Origin of the sequence: Streptomyces sp. NPDC051664 (assembly GCF_044453545.1) — a bacterium.
In the GTDB taxonomy this organism is placed as follows: domain Bacteria; phylum Actinomycetota; class Actinomycetes; order Streptomycetales; family Streptomycetaceae; genus Streptomyces.
In genome coordinates this window covers 582,286-601,120 of sequence record NZ_JBITCU010000003.1, presented here as the reverse complement: position 1 = coordinate 601,120, position 18,835 = coordinate 582,286, and the positions used below count along the sequence as shown (strand labels likewise).

At 70.2% G+C, this 18,835-nt stretch carries 18 protein-coding genes and 1 pseudogene; 11 read left to right on the top strand and 8 right to left on the bottom strand.

The features are described from left to right. Nucleotides 1-14: 14 nt before the first annotated feature. The gene (locus ACIA8E_RS09000) at nt 15-1,724 is read left to right on the top strand and encodes an aldehyde dehydrogenase family protein (RefSeq protein WP_399295988.1); all 1,710 of its coding nucleotides are present in this window, start codon (nt 15-17) and stop codon (nt 1,722-1,724) included. Between the two features lie 114 nt (nt 1,725-1,838). Beyond that, on the top strand, nt 1,839-3,314 hold the full coding sequence (locus tag ACIA8E_RS08995; RefSeq protein WP_399295986.1) for a long-chain fatty acid--CoA ligase: 1,476 nt from the start codon (nt 1,839-1,841) through the stop codon (nt 3,312-3,314). 125 nt (nt 3,315-3,439) lie between these two features. On the opposite strand, the gene ACIA8E_RS08990 is transcribed toward ACIA8E_RS08995, so the two are convergent. Together ACIA8E_RS08990 and ACIA8E_RS08985 are read right to left on the bottom strand one after the other, a co-directional pair. Next, nucleotides 3,440-3,922 (bottom strand): hypothetical protein, encoded by a 483-nt coding sequence (locus ACIA8E_RS08990; protein ID WP_399295984.1) that lies wholly within the window; start codon nt 3,920-3,922, stop codon nt 3,440-3,442. 195 nt (nt 3,923-4,117) lie between these two features. Then, complete coding sequence (locus ACIA8E_RS08985) at nt 4,118-4,387, bottom strand: hypothetical protein (protein ID WP_030926244.1); 270 nt, start codon at nt 4,385-4,387, stop codon at nt 4,118-4,120. Between the two features lie 120 nt (nt 4,388-4,507). On the opposite strand from ACIA8E_RS08985, the gene ACIA8E_RS08980 reads away from it, so the two are divergent. After that, a complete protein-coding gene (locus ACIA8E_RS08980; protein WP_399295982.1) occupies nt 4,508-4,867 on the top strand; it encodes an ArsC/Spx/MgsR family protein in 360 nt (119 codons plus the stop codon). Nucleotides 4,868-4,882: 15 nt separating this feature from the next. Here the strand turns inward: ACIA8E_RS08980 and ACIA8E_RS08975 are convergent, their stop codons facing one another. Further along, on the bottom strand, nt 4,883-5,770 hold the full coding sequence (locus tag ACIA8E_RS08975; RefSeq protein ID WP_399295980.1) for an alpha/beta fold hydrolase: 888 nt from the start codon (nt 5,768-5,770) through the stop codon (nt 4,883-4,885). A 69-nt stretch (nt 5,771-5,839) separates the two neighbouring features. Here ACIA8E_RS08975 and ACIA8E_RS08970 point away from each other — a divergent pair, with 69 nt between their 5' ends. Together ACIA8E_RS08970 and ACIA8E_RS08965 are read left to right on the top strand one after the other, a co-directional pair. Continuing rightward, nucleotides 5,840-6,289 carry a MarR family transcriptional regulator gene (locus ACIA8E_RS08970; RefSeq protein WP_399295978.1) on the top strand — a complete coding sequence of 150 codons (450 nt, stop codon included), beginning with the start codon at nt 5,840-5,842 and terminating at the stop codon, nt 6,287-6,289. A 134-nt stretch (nt 6,290-6,423) separates the two neighbouring features. Beyond that, on the top strand, nt 6,424-7,074 hold the full coding sequence (locus ACIA8E_RS08965) for a hypothetical protein (RefSeq protein WP_399295976.1): 651 nt from the start codon (nt 6,424-6,426) through the stop codon (nt 7,072-7,074). A 63-nt stretch (nt 7,075-7,137) separates the two neighbouring features. On the opposite strand, the gene ACIA8E_RS08960 is transcribed toward ACIA8E_RS08965, so the two are convergent. Then, nucleotides 7,138-8,049, bottom strand: coding sequence for a Gfo/Idh/MocA family protein (locus ACIA8E_RS08960; RefSeq protein ID WP_399295974.1), 912 nt, complete (start codon nt 8,047-8,049; stop codon nt 7,138-7,140). 127 nt (nt 8,050-8,176) lie between these two features. Then, nucleotides 8,177-8,440: pseudogene (locus ACIA8E_RS08955) on the bottom strand (IS200/IS605 family accessory protein TnpB-related protein); the annotation flags it as partial. A gap of 349 nt (nt 8,441-8,789) precedes the next feature. Between ACIA8E_RS08955 and ACIA8E_RS08950 the strand changes: the two are divergent. The 3 genes from ACIA8E_RS08950 (at nt 8,790) to ACIA8E_RS08940 (ending at nt 11,471) form a co-directional block, all read left to right on the top strand. Next, the gene (locus ACIA8E_RS08950) at nt 8,790-9,245 is read left to right on the top strand and encodes an ARPP-2 domain-containing protein (RefSeq protein ID WP_399295972.1); all 456 of its coding nucleotides are present in this window, start codon (nt 8,790-8,792) and stop codon (nt 9,243-9,245) included. A 150-nt stretch (nt 9,246-9,395) separates the two neighbouring features. Then, complete coding sequence (gene glnII / locus ACIA8E_RS08945; protein WP_399295970.1) at nt 9,396-10,430, top strand: glutamine synthetase; 1,035 nt, start codon at nt 9,396-9,398, stop codon at nt 10,428-10,430. Nucleotides 10,431-10,856: 426 nt separating this feature from the next. After that, a complete protein-coding gene (locus ACIA8E_RS08940; RefSeq protein WP_399295968.1) occupies nt 10,857-11,471 on the top strand; it encodes a winged helix-turn-helix domain-containing protein in 615 nt (204 codons plus the stop codon). A 70-nt stretch (nt 11,472-11,541) separates the two neighbouring features. Here the strand turns inward: ACIA8E_RS08940 and ACIA8E_RS08935 are convergent, their stop codons facing one another. Next, complete coding sequence (locus ACIA8E_RS08935; protein ID WP_399296057.1) at nt 11,542-13,689, bottom strand: MMPL family transporter; 2,148 nt, start codon at nt 13,687-13,689, stop codon at nt 11,542-11,544. Between the two features lie 239 nt (nt 13,690-13,928). On the opposite strand from ACIA8E_RS08935, the gene ACIA8E_RS08930 reads away from it, so the two are divergent. Then, nucleotides 13,929-15,197 carry a sensor histidine kinase gene (locus ACIA8E_RS08930; protein WP_399295966.1) on the top strand — a complete coding sequence of 423 codons (1,269 nt, stop codon included), beginning with the start codon at nt 13,929-13,931 and terminating at the stop codon, nt 15,195-15,197. Further along, complete coding sequence (locus ACIA8E_RS08925; protein WP_326603290.1) at nt 15,182-15,829, top strand: response regulator transcription factor; 648 nt, start codon at nt 15,182-15,184, stop codon at nt 15,827-15,829. Before ACIA8E_RS08930 ends, ACIA8E_RS08925 begins: the two co-directional genes overlap by 16 nt. 22 nt (nt 15,830-15,851) lie before the next feature. Here the strand turns inward: ACIA8E_RS08925 and ACIA8E_RS08920 are convergent, their stop codons facing one another. Together ACIA8E_RS08920 and ACIA8E_RS08915 are read right to left on the bottom strand one after the other, a co-directional pair. Beyond that, a complete protein-coding gene (locus ACIA8E_RS08920; RefSeq protein ID WP_399295963.1) occupies nt 15,852-17,543 on the bottom strand; it encodes an alpha-L-fucosidase in 1,692 nt (563 codons plus the stop codon). A 136-nt stretch (nt 17,544-17,679) separates the two neighbouring features. Further along, entirely contained in the window at nt 17,680-18,183 is a 504-nt protein-coding gene (locus ACIA8E_RS08915; RefSeq protein WP_399295961.1) for a MarR family winged helix-turn-helix transcriptional regulator, read from the bottom strand. Between the two features lie 70 nt (nt 18,184-18,253). Between ACIA8E_RS08915 and ACIA8E_RS08910 the strand changes: the two genes are divergently transcribed. Further along, a complete protein-coding gene (locus tag ACIA8E_RS08910) occupies nt 18,254-18,817 on the top strand; it encodes a carboxymuconolactone decarboxylase family protein (RefSeq protein ID WP_399295959.1) in 564 nt (187 codons plus the stop codon). The last annotated feature ends 18 nt before the right edge of the window (nt 18,818-18,835 follow it).

The window sequence follows — 18,835 nt, the reverse complement described above, 5'->3', positions numbered from 1 at the left end:
CTAGGAGCGCACCTGTGACCGCCCCTGCCATCGACACCGAACCGCTGAACCAGGCCCTCGCCGAGCTGCGGGAAGGCGCCGCGTCGTGGACCACCACCCCGATCGCCGAACGGATCGCGCTGCTGGAGCGGTTGATGCCGCGGATCGTCGACAGCGCCGCCGACATGGCCGCAGCCTGTGCCGGCGCCAAGGGGTACGGACCCGACTCCCCGTGGGCGGCCGAGGACTGGATCGGCGCCCCGTGGGCGCTCGCCCAGAACGTCAGTGCCTGCTTGCATGTGCTGCGCCGGATCGCAGCGGTCAAGGATCCGGTCGAAGCCGGGGCGGTGCACGTGCGCGACGGCCGCACCCGGGTCGACGTCTTCCCCGCCACCGGCTGGGACACCCTGCTGCTCAACGGGTTCACCGCCCAGGTGTGGATGCGCTCAGGCATCACCGCACAGCGGGTACGGGACCGGGCCGCCGGCGAGTACCGCGGCCGGCCCGGACGCCCGGCCGTGGCCCTGGTCCTGGGTGCGGGCAACGTCGCGGCCATCACCGCGCTCGACATACTCCACAAGCTCTACGCCGAGGGCCAGGTCGTCGTCGCGAAGATGAACCCGGTCAACGCCTATCTCCGCCCGCACTTCGAGCACGTCTTCGCCGAGTTCGTCACGCGCGGCTGGGTGCGCTTCATCGACGGCGGTGCGGCCGAGGGCGGCTACCTCGCCGCGCACGAGGGCGTCGACGCCATCCACGTCACCGGCAGCGACCGCACCCACGACGCCATCGTGTGGGGCACCGACGAGCAGGCGACCGAGCGCCGCCGCGACGACAGGCCGCTGATCGGCAAGCCGTTCACCAGCGAGCTGGGCGGGGTCAGCCCCTGCATCGTGACCCCCGGCCCCTGGAGCGCTGCCGACTTCCGCTTCCAGGCCGAGCACATCGTCACCAGCAAGATGAACAACTCCGGCCACAACTGCATCGCCAGCCAGATCCTGGTCCTGCCCCGGGAGTGGGACGGCACCGAGCGGCTGCTGGAGGAGATCCGGCGGGTGCTGCGCGCACTGCCGCCGCGCACCGACTACTACCCCGGCGCCGCCCAGCGCCTCGGCGCCGTGCTCGAGGCCCACCCGCAGGCCGAGTCCCACGGCGACGGGGACTGCCGCATCCTGGTCCCCGACATCACCGACCACGACGACATGCTGATCACCGGCGAGGTCTTCGGCAGCGCCCTCGGCGTCGTACGGCTCCCGGGCGACACCCCGGCCGAATTCCTGCGCCACGCCGTCGACTTCGCCAACGACGAACTCCCCGGCACACTCGGTGCGACCCTCATCGTCCACCCCAGGACCGAGAAGGCCCACCGCACCGCCGTGGAGGCGGCCGTCGCCGAGCTGCGCTACGGAACCCTCGGCGTCAACTGCTGGTCCGCGATCGGATTCCTGCTCGGCTACACCCCCTGGGGCGCCCACCCCGGCCACACCCGCCAGGACATCGGCAGTGGCATCGGCTTCGTCCACAACGCCTTCATGCTCGAGGACATCGAGAAGACCGTGCTGCGCGCGCCCTTCGCCCCCACTCCACGCGGTCTGTTCACCGGCTCCCCGTCGCTGTCCCCGCGCCCGCCGTACTTCGTCACCAACCGCACGTCCCGTACAACCATCGAACGCGTCACCCGCTTCACCGCCGCGCCCGGCATCGCCAAGCTGCCGGCCGTCTTCGCCTCCGCGCTGCGCGGCTGACGGTCCCGCATCCCGCACCCGAGCCGGACACGGCCCGGCTGTTCGCCAGGCCCGGTCGCCACCGCCCGCGGCTGCGACCGGGCCGTGCACGGCACCAGAAACGAAAGGCCTCAGGTGAATCTCGCCGACCTCCTCAGCCGCACCGCCGCCACCCACGGCACGCGTATCGCCGTCGAACTCGGCGACCGGTCGCTGACCTACGCCGAACTCGACACGCTCGCCGGCCGGGTGGCCGCCCTGCTCACCGCGCGCGGCGTCACCCCCGGCGACCGGATCGCCGTGATGCTGCCGAACCTGCTGGAGTTCCCAGCCCTGTACTACGGCACGCTGCGAGCCGGCGCCGTCGTCGTGCCGATGAACCCGCTCTTCAAGGCACGCGAGATCGCCCACTATCTGAACGATTCGGGCGCGGTGCTGCTGTTCGCCCACGAGTCGGCGGTGGGCGCGGCGACCGCCGGGGCATCGGACAGCGCCGCCACCGTGGTCCCGGTCGCGCCGGGTTCGCTCACCGACCTGCTCGCCGCCCACCCGGTCCCCACGCCCGTGCGGAACCGCGAGGAGCACGACACCGCGGTCATCCTGTACACCTCCGGTACCACCGGAGTGCCGAAGGGCGCCGAACTCACCCACGCCAACCTGGTCCGCAACTCCGAGATCACGAAGTCGCTGTTCCGGCTCGGCCCGGAGGACATCCTGCTGGGCTGCCTGCCGCTGTTCCACACCTTCGGCCAGACCTGCGCCATGAACGCTGCCGTGACCGCCGGCGCCCGCCTCACCCTGATGCCCCGCTTCGACCCCGCCCTGGCCCTGCAGACCATCCAGCAGCGGCAGGTCACCGTCTTCGAGGGCGTGCCGACGATGTACGCGGCCATGCTCGCCGCACACGCACAGCAGCCGGGCGGCTACGACGCCTCCTCGCTGCGGCTGTGCGCGTCCGGCGGTGCCTCGCTGCCCGTCGAGGTCCTGCACGGTTTCGAGGCTGCCTTCGGCTGTCCCGTACTGGAGGGCTTCGGCATGTCCGAGACCTCACCGGTCGCCTCCTTCAACCACCCGGACCGCCCGCGCAAGGCGGGCTCCATCGGCACCCCGATCGAGGGCGTCGAGCTGTGCCTGATCGACGAGAAGGACGGCGTCGGCGAACTCTGCGTCCGCGGCCACAACGTCATGAAGGGCTACTGGGGCCGCCCCGAGGCCACCGCCGAAACCATCCTCGACGGCTGGCTTCGCACCGGCGACCTCGCCACCGTCGACGAGGACGGCTACTACTTCATCGTCGACCGCAAGAAGGACCTGATCATCCGCGGCGGCTTCAACGTCTACCCCCGCGAGATCGAAGAGGTCCTCTACGAGCACCCCGCAGTCGCCGAGGCCGCCGTGATCGGCATCCCCCACCCGTCTCTCGGGCAGGAGGTCGCCGCCGCCGTGGCCCTGCTCCCGGGCGCCGAGGTCACCCCCGACGGCCTGCGGGAGTTCGTACGAGGGCAGGTCGCGCCCTACAAGTACCCCCGCGAGGTCTGGCTGCTCGACGCGCTCCCCAAGGGCGCCACCGGCAAGATCCTCAAGCGCGAGATCGCGGCCCCGGGCTCCTGAGGGAGGGTGACCCGTCGTCCGGGGATCCCGCCCCCACATTCCGTCGCTGGTCGCGTCCTCCCTGGCCATGCGGGACGGCAACGGGAGCGACGGCACTCGGTGGCCGCCGCTCCCGTTTCTCGTTGTCAGTGGCGCAGGGCCCTGCCCACCTCGGCGGTGACGTCGCCGGCGAGGGTGCGGTTGCTGCGGGCCGTGGCGTCCTTGGGGGTGCCCGGCCGTACGTCGTCGACCGACACCACGGTCGAGTCCAGCAGATTGCCGCCAGGGTCACGGAAGTTGATCTGGACGATGTACGACTTGGCCGAGTCGGTGCTGTTCGTCACAGTGATCTTCGTGGTGGCGCGGCCGTCTTGCTCGGTCACCGCACCCGCCTTGACGTCCTTGCCCGCGTTCACGCCGTTCTTGAAGTTCTGGAGTTTCTCCTGCGCGGCAGCTGATGCCGAGGCCACCACGTCGCCGCCTCTGGACGCGGCGGACGCCACCGCGGACGCGGCCTTGGACACCGTGCCGGCCGGGCTGCCGCCGTCGTCCGTGCAGGCGGCGGCAGCCGATGCCACGACCGCTGTCAGCAGTACGGCCCACGCGCCTCGTACGGATCGCCTTGTCATCGCGCCTCCCAGCACTCACGGATCCGTCCAAGTCAAGGCGGAGGCGGGGCCGCCCGCATGCCGCGCACGTCGATCGGGTGACGGCAGGAGGCCCGCAGAAGGTGGCGACGGCTGCGCCGGTGTCGTGGGGCGTACGTGCCTGTGCCCCCGGGCGAGGTCCGGGGGCACAGGCTTCGGTCCGCCGGCTGTGGGCCGTCAGCGCCCGTAGCGGATCAGGGCGCGGACCATGCGGCAGGTCGTGTCGGACGGCGGATGGATGCCGATGCGCTCGGCAGTCGTGCGTATCTTGTCGTTGTCTGCGCTCGACGGGTAGTAGACGCCCGTGTCGAGCAGGGCGATCGCCAGGCGCATGGCCTTCAGGCGGCGGTTGTGCGAGATGTACCACTCGCGGGGCCGGCCCGCGGGGAGCGGCTTCTTCTGCAGGGGCTTGTGGAGCGGCTTGGTCGTGACTGCGGCAACGGCCATGGGCAACCTCCTGGCACGGTCGTGGAACCCTCACGAACTACCCCTATTTTACGGCCCACCACTGACAATCGCCCCTGGCCAGAAGGGTTTTCGCGGCCTCCCTCCCGTATCGTGGGCCCCATGGAGATCTGGATCAATCCCGCGTGTTCGAAGTGCCGCAGCGCGGTGCAGTTGCTCGATGCGGAGGGAGCCGAATACACCGTCCGCCGCTATCTGGAGGATGTGCCGTCGCCGGACGAGATCCGGGCCGTGCTCGACCGGCTCGGGCTGGAGCCGTGGGACATCACGCGGACGCAGGAAGCGGACGCGAAGGATCTCGGGATCAAGGAGTGGCCGCGCGAGGCCGGTTCGCGGGAGCGGTGGATCACGGCGCTCGCCGGGCACCCGAAGCTGATCCAGCGACCGATCATCACCGCGGAGGACGGCACGGCTGTCGTGGCGCGAACGGAGGAAGCGGTACGGGACGCCTTGGGGCGCTGAGCGGGGCGGATTCGCTCAGCGCCCATCCGACAGGAACTCCTCGATCCTGCAGTTGAGTTCGGCGACGTCCGGGGCGTGCAGCGGCAGTGTGTGGTGCGTGGCGCCGGGGATCGTCGCCGTCCGCGCGTGCGGGAGCAGCCGGGCCGCGGCGGCGGCGACCGCTGCGATGTTGTGCGCCCTGCTGTTCTCGGCCAGCAGGAGCAGGGTCGGTACGTTCAGGGCGGCCAGCGCCTCGGGGGCGGGGCGGGGGCCGGTGACCGGCCGGGCGGACGGGAAGCCGGCAGCCGTGTCCCGCAGGTGCAGCCAGACCGGGTCGAGCGGTGCGCCGGAGGTCTCCCAGCTCATGAAGGCGCGGGTGCGGCGCGCGTTGGGGCGGAGCAGCATCGGCAGTGCGTGCAGCAGATAGCCGGGGCGGTATCCGGCGAAGCACCGGGTCGGGTCCACAAGGATGAGCTTCAGGACACGGTCGGGCGCGTGCAGTGCGTAGTGGAGCGCGATCCAGGCTCCGTACGAATGGCCGCAGAGTGCCGGCGATGCGATGTTCAGGGCGTCCAGCACTGCGTCCAGCCAGGCCGTCAGGTCCGGCACCGTACGGATCGGACGCTCCCCCACCACGCTGCGGCCCGGGTCGCCCATGAGGTCGACGGCGTGGACGCGGTGACTGCGGCCCAGGTGGGCGGCCTGGGCGTACCAGACGGTGGAGGTGGAGCCCCCGCCGGCCAGCAGCATCAGGGGCGGGGCGTCCTCGGGGCCGTAACTGTTGACACGGGTGGTGCCGTACGGGGTGAGGGCCTCGGAGTGGGTCGTTCCAGCGGGCCACTTGACCGCAAGGACCTCGTCGTAGGCGGCGAGGAACGACTCGGTGGCGGCCACCGCGGATGATCCGGATGACGTAGGTGTCATGGGGTGCCTCCCAGATGGGTGCCCTTGGATATTATCTCGCTCAACGAGGTAATAAAGGGAGGCGGACCGATGAGCGAGCAGAGTCCCGAAATGGAGATCGTCCATCTGCTGCGCAAGGTGACTGTCGAATTCGGGCTGCGCCAGGCCGAGTTCGCGAGCCGCCACGGCATGCACCCCACCGACGTACGCGCCCTGATCTGCCTGCTCGACGCAGAACGGGCGGGCACGGACGCGACCGCAGGATGGCTCGGTGCGCAGCTCGGGCTCAACTCCGCGGGCACCACCGCCGTCATCGACCGACTGGAACGGCTCGGTCACCTCACCCGCACCCGCGACCCGCGCGACCGGCGGCGGGTGCTGATGACGGTGGACCCGCGGGCGGTCGAGCTGGGCCGGTCCTTCTTCGGGCCGTTGATCGACAACACGGTCGCGGTGCTGCGTGACTTCGACGAGAACGAGACGGCTGCCGTGCAGCGCTTCCTGTCCGCCGCGCACCGGGCGGTCACCGCCATTCCCTGACCGGCAGGGCGGCGGCAGAGGGCCACGTCCGCGCGACGGCTGAAACGAACGCGCCTGTTACTCGTACGTAGGGACACACGCACCACATCCGGCCCGAGCACATCAGGTGTTCCGGCCGGGGACAGGAGCCCTACGTGTCACGCAAGAAGACCCTCAGCCGCAAGAAGAAGCTCGCCCTGCTTGTCGGGGCCGCCGCACTCGCCGGTGGGACAGCTGCCGTGCTGGCAGGAACCAGCCAGGCCGCGCAGTCACCACCGGCTGACCGGGCTTCGTCGGTCGTCTGCACCGGACTCGCCACGGCGCTCGGCAACAACGAGCAGTTCATCGCCGGTCAGCGGGCCGATCCGGATGCCCAGTCGGCCGCGCGGATCGCCAACCGGGAAGCCGTGATCGCGGAGATCCGGCGCCAGCAGGCCGCCTCGGGCTGCGGTGGGGAGGCATCGGCGGTCGTGGATCCCGCCACGTCCGCAGCCGCTTCCACACCGGCATCCGCGCCCGCGGCCCCGGCGCCGCCCGGCGGAGGGGGGCAGACCACCGGTGAGGTCGTCTGTGCCGGATCGACCGTGACGCTGTCCGGCGAGGGAGGTGCCCCCGCCGCGTCCAGCAATCAGTTCCCGGTCGGCACCCAGCTCAAGGTGACCAATCTCGACAACGACAAGTCCACCACGGTGCAGGTCACTTCACCCTCCGGAAGCTGCGCCCTGCTGAACAACGCCGCGTTCGAGCAGGTGCGCGAACCGGGCAAGTTCCTGATCCGCCGCGCTCGCATCGAGCGTGTGGGTTGACGAACCCGGGCCGGGCGGTGCCGTGCGGTACGAGACACGGCAACGCCCGACACCCCTCGCGGTTCAGGAACGCGCGGCGGCCTCCGCCTCGGTCAGCAGCTCGGTCAGCCGCAGCCCGAACCGTACGTCGCAGGGGTGCGGCACCCCCGTACGTACCGCATCCAGCAGCGCATCAACCGCCGCGCGGAACGAACCCACTGCGTCGCCCCCGCCCGGCAGCGTGGCGACCCCTGCCTCGCCCCTGAACTCGACCTCCGTGCCCGCCGCTCCGAGGGGTGCGTCCAGCGCGAGCGTCACCGTGCTGGACGCTCCGGAGGTGTGACGGAGGATCAGATGGGTGGCGTCGGCGGGGCCGCGGGCGGCGGTCAGTTCCGTCACATCGCCGAGCACCGGGAGGAGGACCGACAGCGCGTGCGGCCCGACGTCCCACAGGCCTCCCTTGTCACGGCGCCACGGCGAGGCCGCGTACTCGCTCTCCGCTCCGGGGGCGTACAGCGCGCCGATCCACTGGGCGCGGGCGGTGAACCAGCCGCCCCGCGCGGCCTGCTCGGCGATCCATGCCGCGGTCGGCTGGGCGAACCGCATCGTGCAGAAGACGACGGACGCGACCTGCGCCCGGTCGGCGGCCTCGGCGACCTCGCGGGCCCCGGCCACCGTCGTCGCGACCGGCTTGTCCATCAGCAGGTGGCATCCGGCGGCCGCGGCGCGGGCGGCGAGCGGGGCCTGGATGTCCGGCGGCAGGGCGAACGCGACGGCGTCACTCGCGGCGAGGAGTTCGTCGACGCCCGCGTCACCGGTGTATGCCTTGGTGCCGTGGGCGGTGGCAAGCGCGTTCGCCGCCTCGGGTCGGCGCCCCCACACACCGCTGAGTACGACGCCGGGGTGGGAGGCGAGGGCGGGTGCCTGGGTGTTCCGGGCCCAGGGGCCCGTACCGAGTAGGCCGATACGCAGAGGGGCAGCGGGTGGTGTCGTCATGGGTACCAGTCTGCCCGGTCCGCATATCGGGTGGCGGCGTACGACGGTCCGCGGTTACGTTGGCGGAGCCGGCCACGGGACTCCGGCTGCGACTTCCGGGACTTGCCTATGAAGCAGTGATTTCGCTGATCGCGGCGGTGAGGGTGTACCGGCCGTGCCGGGTGTTGGCCAGGTGCGCGAGCGGAACGGGCAGCTTGATGGACACTTCGCCGTCCGGGGTGACGCGGATCGTCTCGTTCCCGGACCGCTTCCCCGACTCACCGTCGGCAGCGATGAACCAGCGTTCCGCCTCCCACCGTTGTCGCCACTCGTCCCCGGTGAGACGAGCCTCGGTGAGGTGGTGGCGGGTGTTCAGGAGACGCTTGCCGCCCCGCACCACCCGCACCCAGCCCAACGAGCAGCGGCCGCCAAGGTCACCCATTCGGCCCCGGAACCCCCGCTCCCACCCCCACAAACCCACCCACAGGACTCACTCCCACGCACCATCACTCACTTCAATGCAGCAAACCGACAGCAGCTCGCAACCCCGTATACGAATCCGACGGTTTCGACGTGCGACGGCTGGCGCCGAGCGTGCCGACCACCGGCATCCGCGACGCCGAGGATCCGCCTGCACCGGTGGAGATCGCTCAGTTCGCGGAGGGGCGTACGGGGCCGGCGGCACTGCACGCCTGTCCGGACCGTCGGGTCGCACGATTCGTGAACAGCGGCGGGTCGGACGGACAAGGAGAGCGAGCACAGTGAACAGGCTCGAACTGACGGGACTCACTGTCCGGCCCGCCCAGGTGTGGGGCGGCATCCGGCTGGTGCCACTGGTGCGCGAGGCGCCCGTCGAGGACCTTCGGCTGCATCAGGAGGTCTACCGGGGCTTGGGTGCCGACCCCGGGCCCGGGCGTCGTCGATGTCGGACCACGGTCGCACTCCCGCACGGTCTGGTCGCGGACTGGTCGGGTTCGCGGGTCGAGCCGGACCGTGCGGGCGCGCGGAGTGCCGCGTACCACAAGGGGCAGGTCGCCTACCTGAAGACGTTCCGGCTGTCCGACGCACCGGTGCGCCGCGGATATCTGCTGCACACACTCGCCGATGCCGACCGGCAACTCGCGGCGGCTGCGGCGGCACTGGGCACCACCGCGGACGAGCTGGGACGACGGATCCGCGCGGCCGGTTTCGAGGCGCTCCTCAAGGCCCGCGTATAGCCTCCTCAACGCCCGCGTATAACGCAGGAAACCTCGGTAACACGGGGTTCACACTCGGGCAACGGACGGGAAATCGCGTCTTGCGAAGCTGCGCTGCAGAGACCTGGACCGCAGACCGCAGCATCGCAGCACCCGCAAAGGATGGCTTCCGTGACGTTCAAGGCTGAGTACATCTGGATCGATGGCACCGAGCCGACTGCCAAGCTTCGTTCGAAGACGAGGATCATGGCCGGGGATGCCTCCCAGGGCGTCGCGGAGCTGCCCATCTGGGGCTTCGACGGATCCAGCACCAACCAGGCCGAGGGTCACGCCTCCGACCGCGTACTGAAGCCGGTCTTCTCCTGTCCGGACCCGATCCGCGGCGGCAACGACGTGCTCGTGCTGTGCGAGGTCTTCAACATCGACATGACGCCGCACGAGTCCAACACGCGTGCGGCCCTGCGGCCGGTCGCCGAGCAGTTCGCCGGCCAGGAGCCGCTCTTCGGCATCGAGCAGGAGTACACCTTCTTCGACGGCCCCCGGCCGCTCGGCTTCCCCGTGGGCGGCTTCCCGGCCGCGCAGGGCGGCTACTACTGCGGTGTCGGCGCCGACGAGATCTTCGGCCGCGAGATCGTCGAGAAGCACCTCGAGAACTGCCTGACGGCAGGTCTGGGCATCTCCGGCATCAACGCCGAGGTCATGCCCGGCCAGTGGGAGTTCCAGGTGGGCCCGCTCTCCCCGCTGGAGGTCTCCGACCAGCTGTGGGTAGCCCGCTGGCTGCTCTACCGCACCGCCGAGGACTTCAACGTCTCCGCGACCCTGGACCCGAAGCCGGTCAAGGGCGACTGGAACGGCGCGGGTGCGCACACCAACTTCTCGACCAAGTCGATGCGCGAGGGTTACGACGCCATCATCACCGCGTGCGAGTCGCTGGGTGAGGGCTCGAAGCCGATGGACCACGTCAAGAACTACGGCGCCGGCATCGACGACCGCCTGACCGGTCTGCACGAGACCGCCCCGTGGAACGAGTACAGCTACGGCGTCTCCAACCGCGGCGCCTCGGTCCGTATCCCGTGGCAGGTCGAGCAGGACCAGAAGGGTTACATCGAGGACCGTCGCCCGAACGCCAACGTCGACCCGTACGTCGTCACGCGGCTGATCGTCGACACCTGCTGCACGGCGCTGGAGAAGGCCGACCAGGTCTGATCCGCATCTGATTCCGTACGAAGGGGCACCCGCCGGAAACGGTGGATGCCCCTTCGGCGTGCCCGACCCCCACCGGGACATCTCACCTGCTGCCGAGGCGGTCGAGACAGCGTCAGGGGGGCCCACGAGGTGAGGTGCGGGGTGAGGCACGCAATGCAAAGGGTCCGTATCGACGGGTGAGAGAGACCTGCAGCGGCGCCGCCTCGTCTGGTCTAATAGGGGCATGGCCAGCTTCCAGCACACCGCGCCGGGTCGCAGCGACCTCGAGCCGTTCTGGCCTTCTCGTCAGCATCACGACTTCGACCGGGTGTGTTGTCGCGCGAGGAACGCGCGGGCCCTCTAAAGCCGCTCACCCCGGTCTTCGGTCCGCGCGCACGACGCAAGTCCGTCCCTCGACGACTCCTTCGCGCGAAAGAGCTGACCTTCATGGCGAACACTCGCACCTTCTCCGCCGCCACCGCTGTCACCACAGCACCGTCGGCGACCGCTGCGGCCCCACCCTCCGCCCGCTCCGTCTCCCCCAACCGCCACCGGCTGCGCGCCGTCGACCCCGACGAGGTCGTCCAGCTGGCCGATGTGGCCGACTTCCTCCCGCCGGGCGCCACCTGGCTGCCCGCACCCCAGCACACCCTTCCGGCGCTGCCGGGCCAACCGCCGATGATCGGTTACCTGGTGCTCGTACCGGCCGATCAGCAGCCCGCCGTCGCGGCGGCGGCCGCCCAGCGGATCGTGCCTCAGCCGGTGGAGTCCCCGGCCTCGGCCGGTCCGGTGCGCATCGACACGGTGCAGCGCACCGCGGTGGTGGACGGGAACACGCTCGACCTCACGTTCCTCGAGTTCGAACTGCTCGCCCATCTCGTGGCGCACCCGCACCGGGTGCACACCCGCGACCAGTTGGTGACGACCGTCTGGGGCTACGGGCATGTGGGCGACGGGCGCACCGTCGACGTCCACATCGCCCGGCTGCGCCGCAAGCTGGGCGTCGAGCACCGCCGGTCGATCCAGACGGTGCGACGCGTCGGTTACAAGTACGCGCCCTGACCGGGGCCGCACGCAACAAGCCCTGGCCGACCGGTCGTAGCCGGTGGGCCAGGGCTTCTTCGTACGGGCGTCAGCCGTGGATCCCCGGTCCGGCCGGAACCGGCTCGGCCACCGCGCCCGCCCCCTCCGTCGCGCCGTGGTCCAGGCTCGGCAGCCTGGAGAGTCCGCGCGGGGTCCGCCAGTTCCGCTCGCCGAGCAGCGCCATGACGGAGGGCAACAGGACCATCCGTACGATCGTGGCGTCCAGCAGCACCGCAACGGCGAGGCCGACGCCCATCTGCTGCATGTCCTGCATGGACAGCGTCCCGAAGACCGCGAACACCGCCACCATGATCACGGCCGCGCCGGTCACCGCGCCCGCCGTCCGCCGGATGCCCGTGTCGATGGCCGCCCGGGTGTCCAGACCGCTCTGCCGGGCCTCGCGGATCCGGGAGACCACGAACACGTGGTAGTCCATCGAGAGGCCGAAGAGCACCACCAGGACGAACAGCGGCATCCACGCCTCGATCGCCCCTACCCCCTCCGAGCCGATCAGCGAAGCGCCCCAGCCGTGCTGGAAGACGGCGACCATCACTCCGTAGGCGGCGCCGACGGAGAGCAGGTTGAGGAGGATCGACGTCACCGCGATGACGTACGAGCGGAAGCAGAACAGCATCAGCAGGAAGGTCACTGCCGTGATGAACGCGAAGACGGGAACGATGCCGCGCTTCAGCTGATCGTTGAAGTCGACGGACCCGGCCAGCTCCCCGGTGACGTACGCCTGCGCACCCGTCCCGTCGAAGGCGGCGGGCACCCGCTTGTCGCGCAGCTCGGCCAGGTCGGCCTTGCCTTCCGGCAGTGGCACCTCGATCTCCGCGATGTTCTGCGCCCGGTGCACGGTCACCTTGTCGGGGCCGAACTCCGCCAGTGCCTTGCGCAGTTCGGGTGAGCCGATGTCGTCCGCCTCGATCACGAGGAGGGCAGGGGCGGGGCCGCCCGGGAACGTCTCCTCGATGTTCCGGTACGCCACGGAGAGCTCCGAGTCCGAGCCGAACTGCTTCTCCAGGCCGAGCGACTCGGTCTTCATGCCGAGGGCGGGTGCGGCCAGGGCCAGCAGGACGACGACCGAGGAGACGGCAAAGACCTTGGGCCGGGCCAGGACGGGCCCGAGGATCGTGCCTGCAAAGGAGCCACTGGCCCGCGCGCCTCGCCGGGAGCGCCGGTTCAGCAGCGGCACCCGCCCCGCGTCGATCCGGTCCCCGAGCCAGGACAGCAGCGCGGGAAGCACTGTCACCGAGCCCAGCACGGCGATGAGGACGACGGTGATCGTGGCCAGGGCGAAGCCCTTGAACAGCATCAGTCCGGACAGGAACATGCCGGCCATCGCGACCATGACGGTGAGCCCGGAGACCAGCACGGCCCGGCCGCTGGTCGCCGCCGCGATCCGCAGCGCCGTCCCGGCGTCGCGCCCCGCGGCCCGCTCGTCGCGCTCGCGCCGCAGGTAGAAGAGGCAGTAGTCGACGCCGACGGCGAAGCCCATCAGGAACATCACGGAGTACGTGGTCTGGAAGAGGTGCAGTTGGTGGCTGGCCAGCGACAGCAGACCGAAGGCGGCCATGCAGGCGGTGAGTGCGAGCCCGACCGGCAGCAGGGCCGCGACCACGGCGCCGAAGGCGACCAGCAGGATGCCCAGGGCCAGGGGTACGGCGGTGAACTCGGCCTTCTTGAAGTCCTCGGAGAGCAGGTCACCGAGCCACTTCCCGGCGCTGGCCTCGCCGAACTGATGGATCGTGATGTCCGGCCGCCTCTCCCGGACCCCGGACACGGCGTCGAGCACCGGCTGCACCCGGTCGGCGGATGTCGCCGCGTCTCCCTTCATGTCAAAGGTGATCAGGGCGTCCTTGCCGTCCTCGGAGGGGATGGGCGCCGCGAGGTTCCGGACCTCGCCGGTCCGCTCCACGGCGGCGGAGACCTCACGGGCCGCGTCCTGCCAGTCGCCCGGCTTCGCGGCGGACACCATGACCAGTTCACCCGCGGGATGGGCGAGGCCGGCGTCGTCGAGGATCTGCTCGGCCCGTGCCGAGTCGCCCGTGGCGTTCTCGGCGTCGGTCATCTCGACCATGCCGGATGCCCCGCCGATGCCCGTGGCGAGCACGACGAAGAGCAGCCAGCCGAGGATGGCCGTCCTGCGATGGTGTGCGCTCCACACACCGATGCGTGCCGCGAGATTGCGCCTCATGGCGTTTCGCCCCCAGAAGTTGACGTCGAATGAGTCGCTCATCAACCTAGGAACGGGGCGCCTGCCGCCCCAGCCGCCGGAACCCCCTCTCCCCGAGGCGTAGGGCGAGGGCTCGATGGTGGTGCTGGGTACACCCCTCCCGGGTGGCGGAACGGCTGACGTCACGCCTGACCGCCGGGTGAGACTGTCCTCGGACCGCGGCCTGCCACGAGGGGCCCGGCGAGGGGAGAGGGACCATCATGAACGCGATGCAGAGCCGGATACGGTCCGCGCTGCTGGCCGCCGCGCGCGGGATCGTACTGTCGATCGCCAGTCTCGCCGGGTCGATCACCCTGTTCGTCCTGGCGGTGCTCTCGATCGCCTTCATTCCGCTGGGTCTGGGCCTGCTCACCACCCCGCAGGTGCTGGACGCGGTCCGCAGGCACGCCAACCAGCGCCGACTGCTGGCGGCGACCTGGTCGGACGTCCGGATCCCGGTCCCCTACCGGCCCTTCCCGAAGGATCTGCGCGGCGGGTTCACGGGGCAGGTGGAGCGGACGACGCTGATGCTGAAGGATCCGGCGACCTGGCGGGACATCCAGTGGCTGCTGGTCGACATGACGGCCGGCTACTGCGTGTCGGTCCTCGCCTCGGCGCTGCTGCTCTATCCGGTGGAGGGGTTCGTCCTGGCGGCGGGCCTGTGGCGGGTCTTCACCGACGACCGGTACTGGTACGCGTTCGTGCCGGTCGACAGCCAGGCGACGGCGCTGGCCGCCGCAGCGCTCGGTGTGGTGCTCTTCCTGACGGGTCTGAAGGTCAGCAATCCGCTGTTGCGGCTGCACTTCGTGATCGCCCGCTCGATGCTGGCGCCCACGCACGAACAGGAGCTGGCCCGGCGGATCGACCGGCTCACCGAGACCCGGCACGAGGCCGTGGACACCGCCGCGTCCGAACTGCGCCGTATCGAGCGCGATCTGCACGACGGCGCGCAGGCCCGGCTGGTCGCCATGGGCATGAACCTGGGCACGATCGAGGCGCTGATCGAGAAGGACCCGGCGCAGGCCAAGAAACTTCTCGCGATGGCCCGCGAGTCCTCGGCGGAAGCTCTCACCGAGCTGCGCGATCTCGTACGGGGCATCCACCCGCCGGTCCTGGCCGAACGCGGACTCGGGGACGCCGTCAAGGCGTTGGCGCTACGGCTGCCCATCGCGGCCGAGGTCGAGGTGGAGCTGGCCGGCCGCGCCGAGGCACCGGTCGAGTCGGCCGCGTACTTCGCGGTCAGCGAGACCCTGACGAACGCCGCCAAGCACTCGGGGGCGGACCGTCTCTGGGTGGACATCCACCACGCCGACTCGATGCTGCGGATCTCCGTCACGGACAACGGGAGGGGCGGCGCGACGATCAGGCCGGGCTCGGGACTGAGCGGAATCGAACGCCGACTCGGTACATTCGACGGCATCATGGCCGTCAGCAGCCCCGCGGGCGGTCCCACCATGGTGACCATGGAGATCCCTTGCGAGTTGTCCTAGCCGAAGATCTCTTCCTGCTGCGCGACGGCCTGGTCCGGATGCTGCAGGCGTACGACTTCGAGATTGCGGCAGCCGTCGAGACCGGGCCCGAACTGACCAGGGCACTGGCCGAGCTGGAGCCGGACGTCGCTGTGGTCGACGTCCGGCTCCCGCCGTCCCACACGGACGAGGGCCTGCAGTGCGCACTGGCGGCCAGAAAGGCCCGGCCGGGGCTGCCGGTGCTCGTGCTCTCGCAGCATGTGGAGCAGTTGTACGCCCGCGAGCTGCTGGCGGACGGCAACGGGGCCATCGGGTATCTGCTCAAGGACCGGGTCTTCGACGCCGACCAGTTCATCGACGCGGTACGCAGGGTCGCGGCCGGCGGCACGGCGATGGACCCGCAGGTGATCTCGCAGCTGCTGTCGCGGCGGGCGCAGGACAAACCGATGGGCGGGCTGACGCCGCGCGAGCTGGAGGTCATGGAGCTGATGGCCCAGGGCCGTTCGAACGCGGCGATCGCCTCGAAGATGGTGATCACGGAGCGGGCGGTGGCCAAGCACACCTCGAACATCTTCGGGAAGCTCGGCCTGCCGCCGTCCGACGACGACAACCGCCGCGTTCTTGCGGTGCTGGCCTATCTCGACCGGGGGTGACTCCCTGCCCCCGGCCGGCGGCTCATCCGGTCGAACTCAGATGCAGGGTGGTCGCCCCGAGGTGAGGTGCGGCCCGGGACTCCAGGACCTTGACCCGTACCGCCGTCGCGGTGACGGGCGAGGCGAGCGGCAGGATGCGCCGGTTGCCGATCGTGGTGCCCTCGGCTATCCGCTGCCAACTGCCGTCGATCCTGGCCTCCACGGCGAACTTCTCGACCCGCTGCCCGTGCCGGATGTCCTCGCGCACGGCGACCCGGTCGAAGGTGTACGGCCCCGGAACCTGCGTGCGTCGCACATCGGTGCCGTAGGTGCTGCGTACCGCCTTGCCGAAGGCGGTCAGTGACGCGACGTCCGCATCGGCGATCCGGCCGTCCCGGTTGGGCGGCACGTTCAGCAGCAGTGCGGCGTTCCGGCCGACGCTCTTCTCGTACAGATTCATCAACTGGGCAGCAGTCTTGGGCTGTTGTTCCGGGTGGTAGAACCAGCCGGGCCGGATGGAGACGTCCGCCTCGGCCGGGTACCACTGCAGATACCTGGTCGTCGGGTCGAGGATCCTTTCGCGGGAGCCGATGTCGGCGTCGGTCGAGTCGTTGGGCAGGCTGCCGAGCCCGGTCCACGGGTCGGTGGCGTGCGGGGTGACGCTCCACTCGGTCTCACGGGCGGTGCCGCCCTCGTTGCCGACCCAGCGCACGCCCTGCGGGCCCTGGAAGACGACGGTGTTCGGCGACAGCGCCTTGACCATGTCGAACCACTGCTTGACGTTGTACTTCTGGGTGATGCCGGAGCCGGACCAGGGGTTGGCGCCGTCCAGCCAGAGCTCCTCGATCGGTCCGTACTGGGTGAAGATTTCGTACAGCTGGTTGAGGTAGTACGCGTCGTAGTCGTCGGCCATCACCGTGAAGGTGGGGAGCTTGTGACGCTTGACTGCGGCGGTGCGGTCGTCGCCGGGCACGAGGGTGGGGATGGTGCGCTCGGTGACGGCACTGCCGTTGCCGAACCTGCCCTCGCCCGCGGGTTCCCGGTCGCCGTCCTCCAGCGCCATCTGTTCGGGCAGGCTCAGCGGCTTGCCCTCCGCCTGCTTCTTGCGGATCGACTCGACCCACTGGGCATGCCAGGCGTGCGGGAGTTCGGCGCCGTCGGAGGGCGAGAGATAGAGACCGACTTTCAGGCCCGCCTTACGGGCGGCCTTCACGTAGGCGCCGACGACATCGGGGCTGCCGGGGCTGAGTTCGACGGAGTGGTCGGTGTAGCGGGACGGGTACAGGACGAACCCGTCGTGGTGCTTGGCGGTGAGCATGACCTGCTCGGCACCGGCCGCCTTGTAGGCACGCATCCATTGGTCGGCGTCGATGCTCTTCGGGGCGAAGAGCTTTTCGTCCTCGGTACCCGATCCCCATTCGCGGCCCGTGAAGGTGTTCATGCCGAAGTGGGTGAAGGCGGTGACCTCCCGCTGCTGCCAGGCGAGTTGGCCAGGGGTGGGGACAATGTTCGCGGCCTTCTCGATGATCCGCTCCGGGCTGTCGCAGGACTCGACGGCCATCTGCGAAGCGGGCTTCACAGGCGCGGCGCACGGGGTGCCCGGTGGTGCGGCGGCCCGGGGTCCGGGCTGCTGCCCGGCCGCCGGCGCGGCTTGCTGAGCGGTGGCCTGCACGGGAACGAGCGCGGCCGCGGCAGCCAGTGCGAGCGCACTGAGCACACGAGTGCGTCGTGCCATGGTTCCCTCTCATTCTCGACCTCATTGGTCGGATCTCTCGGGTGTCGACCTGGGCATGCTGCCGCACAATGAGGCACGCGGGAAGGGTGCCCACGAAATACGTCCCATCTATTGCTGGGGATACCCGGAGAGCACCTCAGCCGTTGAACCACGCCGCAGCGTCGAGCCGGAACCCGTCGGCGGGCGCCATCGTGCGCAGATCGGACTCCAGCGCCCGCAGCCGCTCGGCACCGAGCGCCTGGGCCCATTCGGCGCGCAACCGGTCGAACCCTTCGGCGGAGCGGACCAGCACGTCGACACCGCGCCGGGTCACCCGGACCAGCTTGCGGCGCCCGTCCTGCGGATCGTCGACCCGCTCGACGTAGCCGAGGCTCTCCAGCCTGTCGACGGTCTTGCCCGCGGCCTGTTTGGAGACGCCCAGCCGTCGGCCGATCTCGCTGGCGGTAGCGCCGTCGCGACCGATGGCCTGAAGTGCGAAGCCGTAGGCGGGCCGCACGTCGGGGTGGCCGTGTTCGGCCAGTTCGTGATGGAGCGCGTCGATGATCGAGCGGAACCCGGCGAACAGGAGCAGGGGCAGCTCGAAGCCCACGCCATCGCCGTCGGGCGCCACACCTTCAACTCGCCCCGTCGGCTCAGCCATTGCAAAACTCGACAACTTGATTTACGTTTTCGTCAATCACGTTGTCGAGTTTATCGCGAGAGGTCCCACCATGCCCGCGCCCGCGTTTCCCGACCACACCCTCGAATCCGCCCCTGCCGCAGCCCGTCGCTCCATGGCGGCCGTGGTGAACAAGCAGGGTTATCTGCCCGCCGCCGTCGGCCGGCTGGCCACGTCGCCACAACTGCTCGACGGCTTCCTGAAGATGAGCGCGACCTTCGAGTCGACCACTCTTGACCCGCTCTCCCGCGAGGTCCTGATCATGACGGTCGCCACCCGCAACGACTGCCACATCTGCGTGGCCATGCACACCGCGAAACTCACCGCGCTCGGCGCGGACGCCGACCTGATCGCCGCACTGCGCGAGGAGAGGCCGCTGCCACTCCCGGACGAACGGCTCGATGCGGTACGACAGTTCACCCTTGCCGTCATCGCGACGGCGGGCGCGATCGACGACGACGCACTGCAGGGCTTCCTGGCACACGGCTACACCCCGCAGAACGCCCTCGAAGTGGTCCTCGGCATCGGCGCCTACACGATGTCGACGCTGGCCAACCGGATGGTCGATGCACCCATGGACCCACAGCTCGCCGAGTTCGCTCCCGCCCCCATGTGACCCGTTTTGCGAATGGAG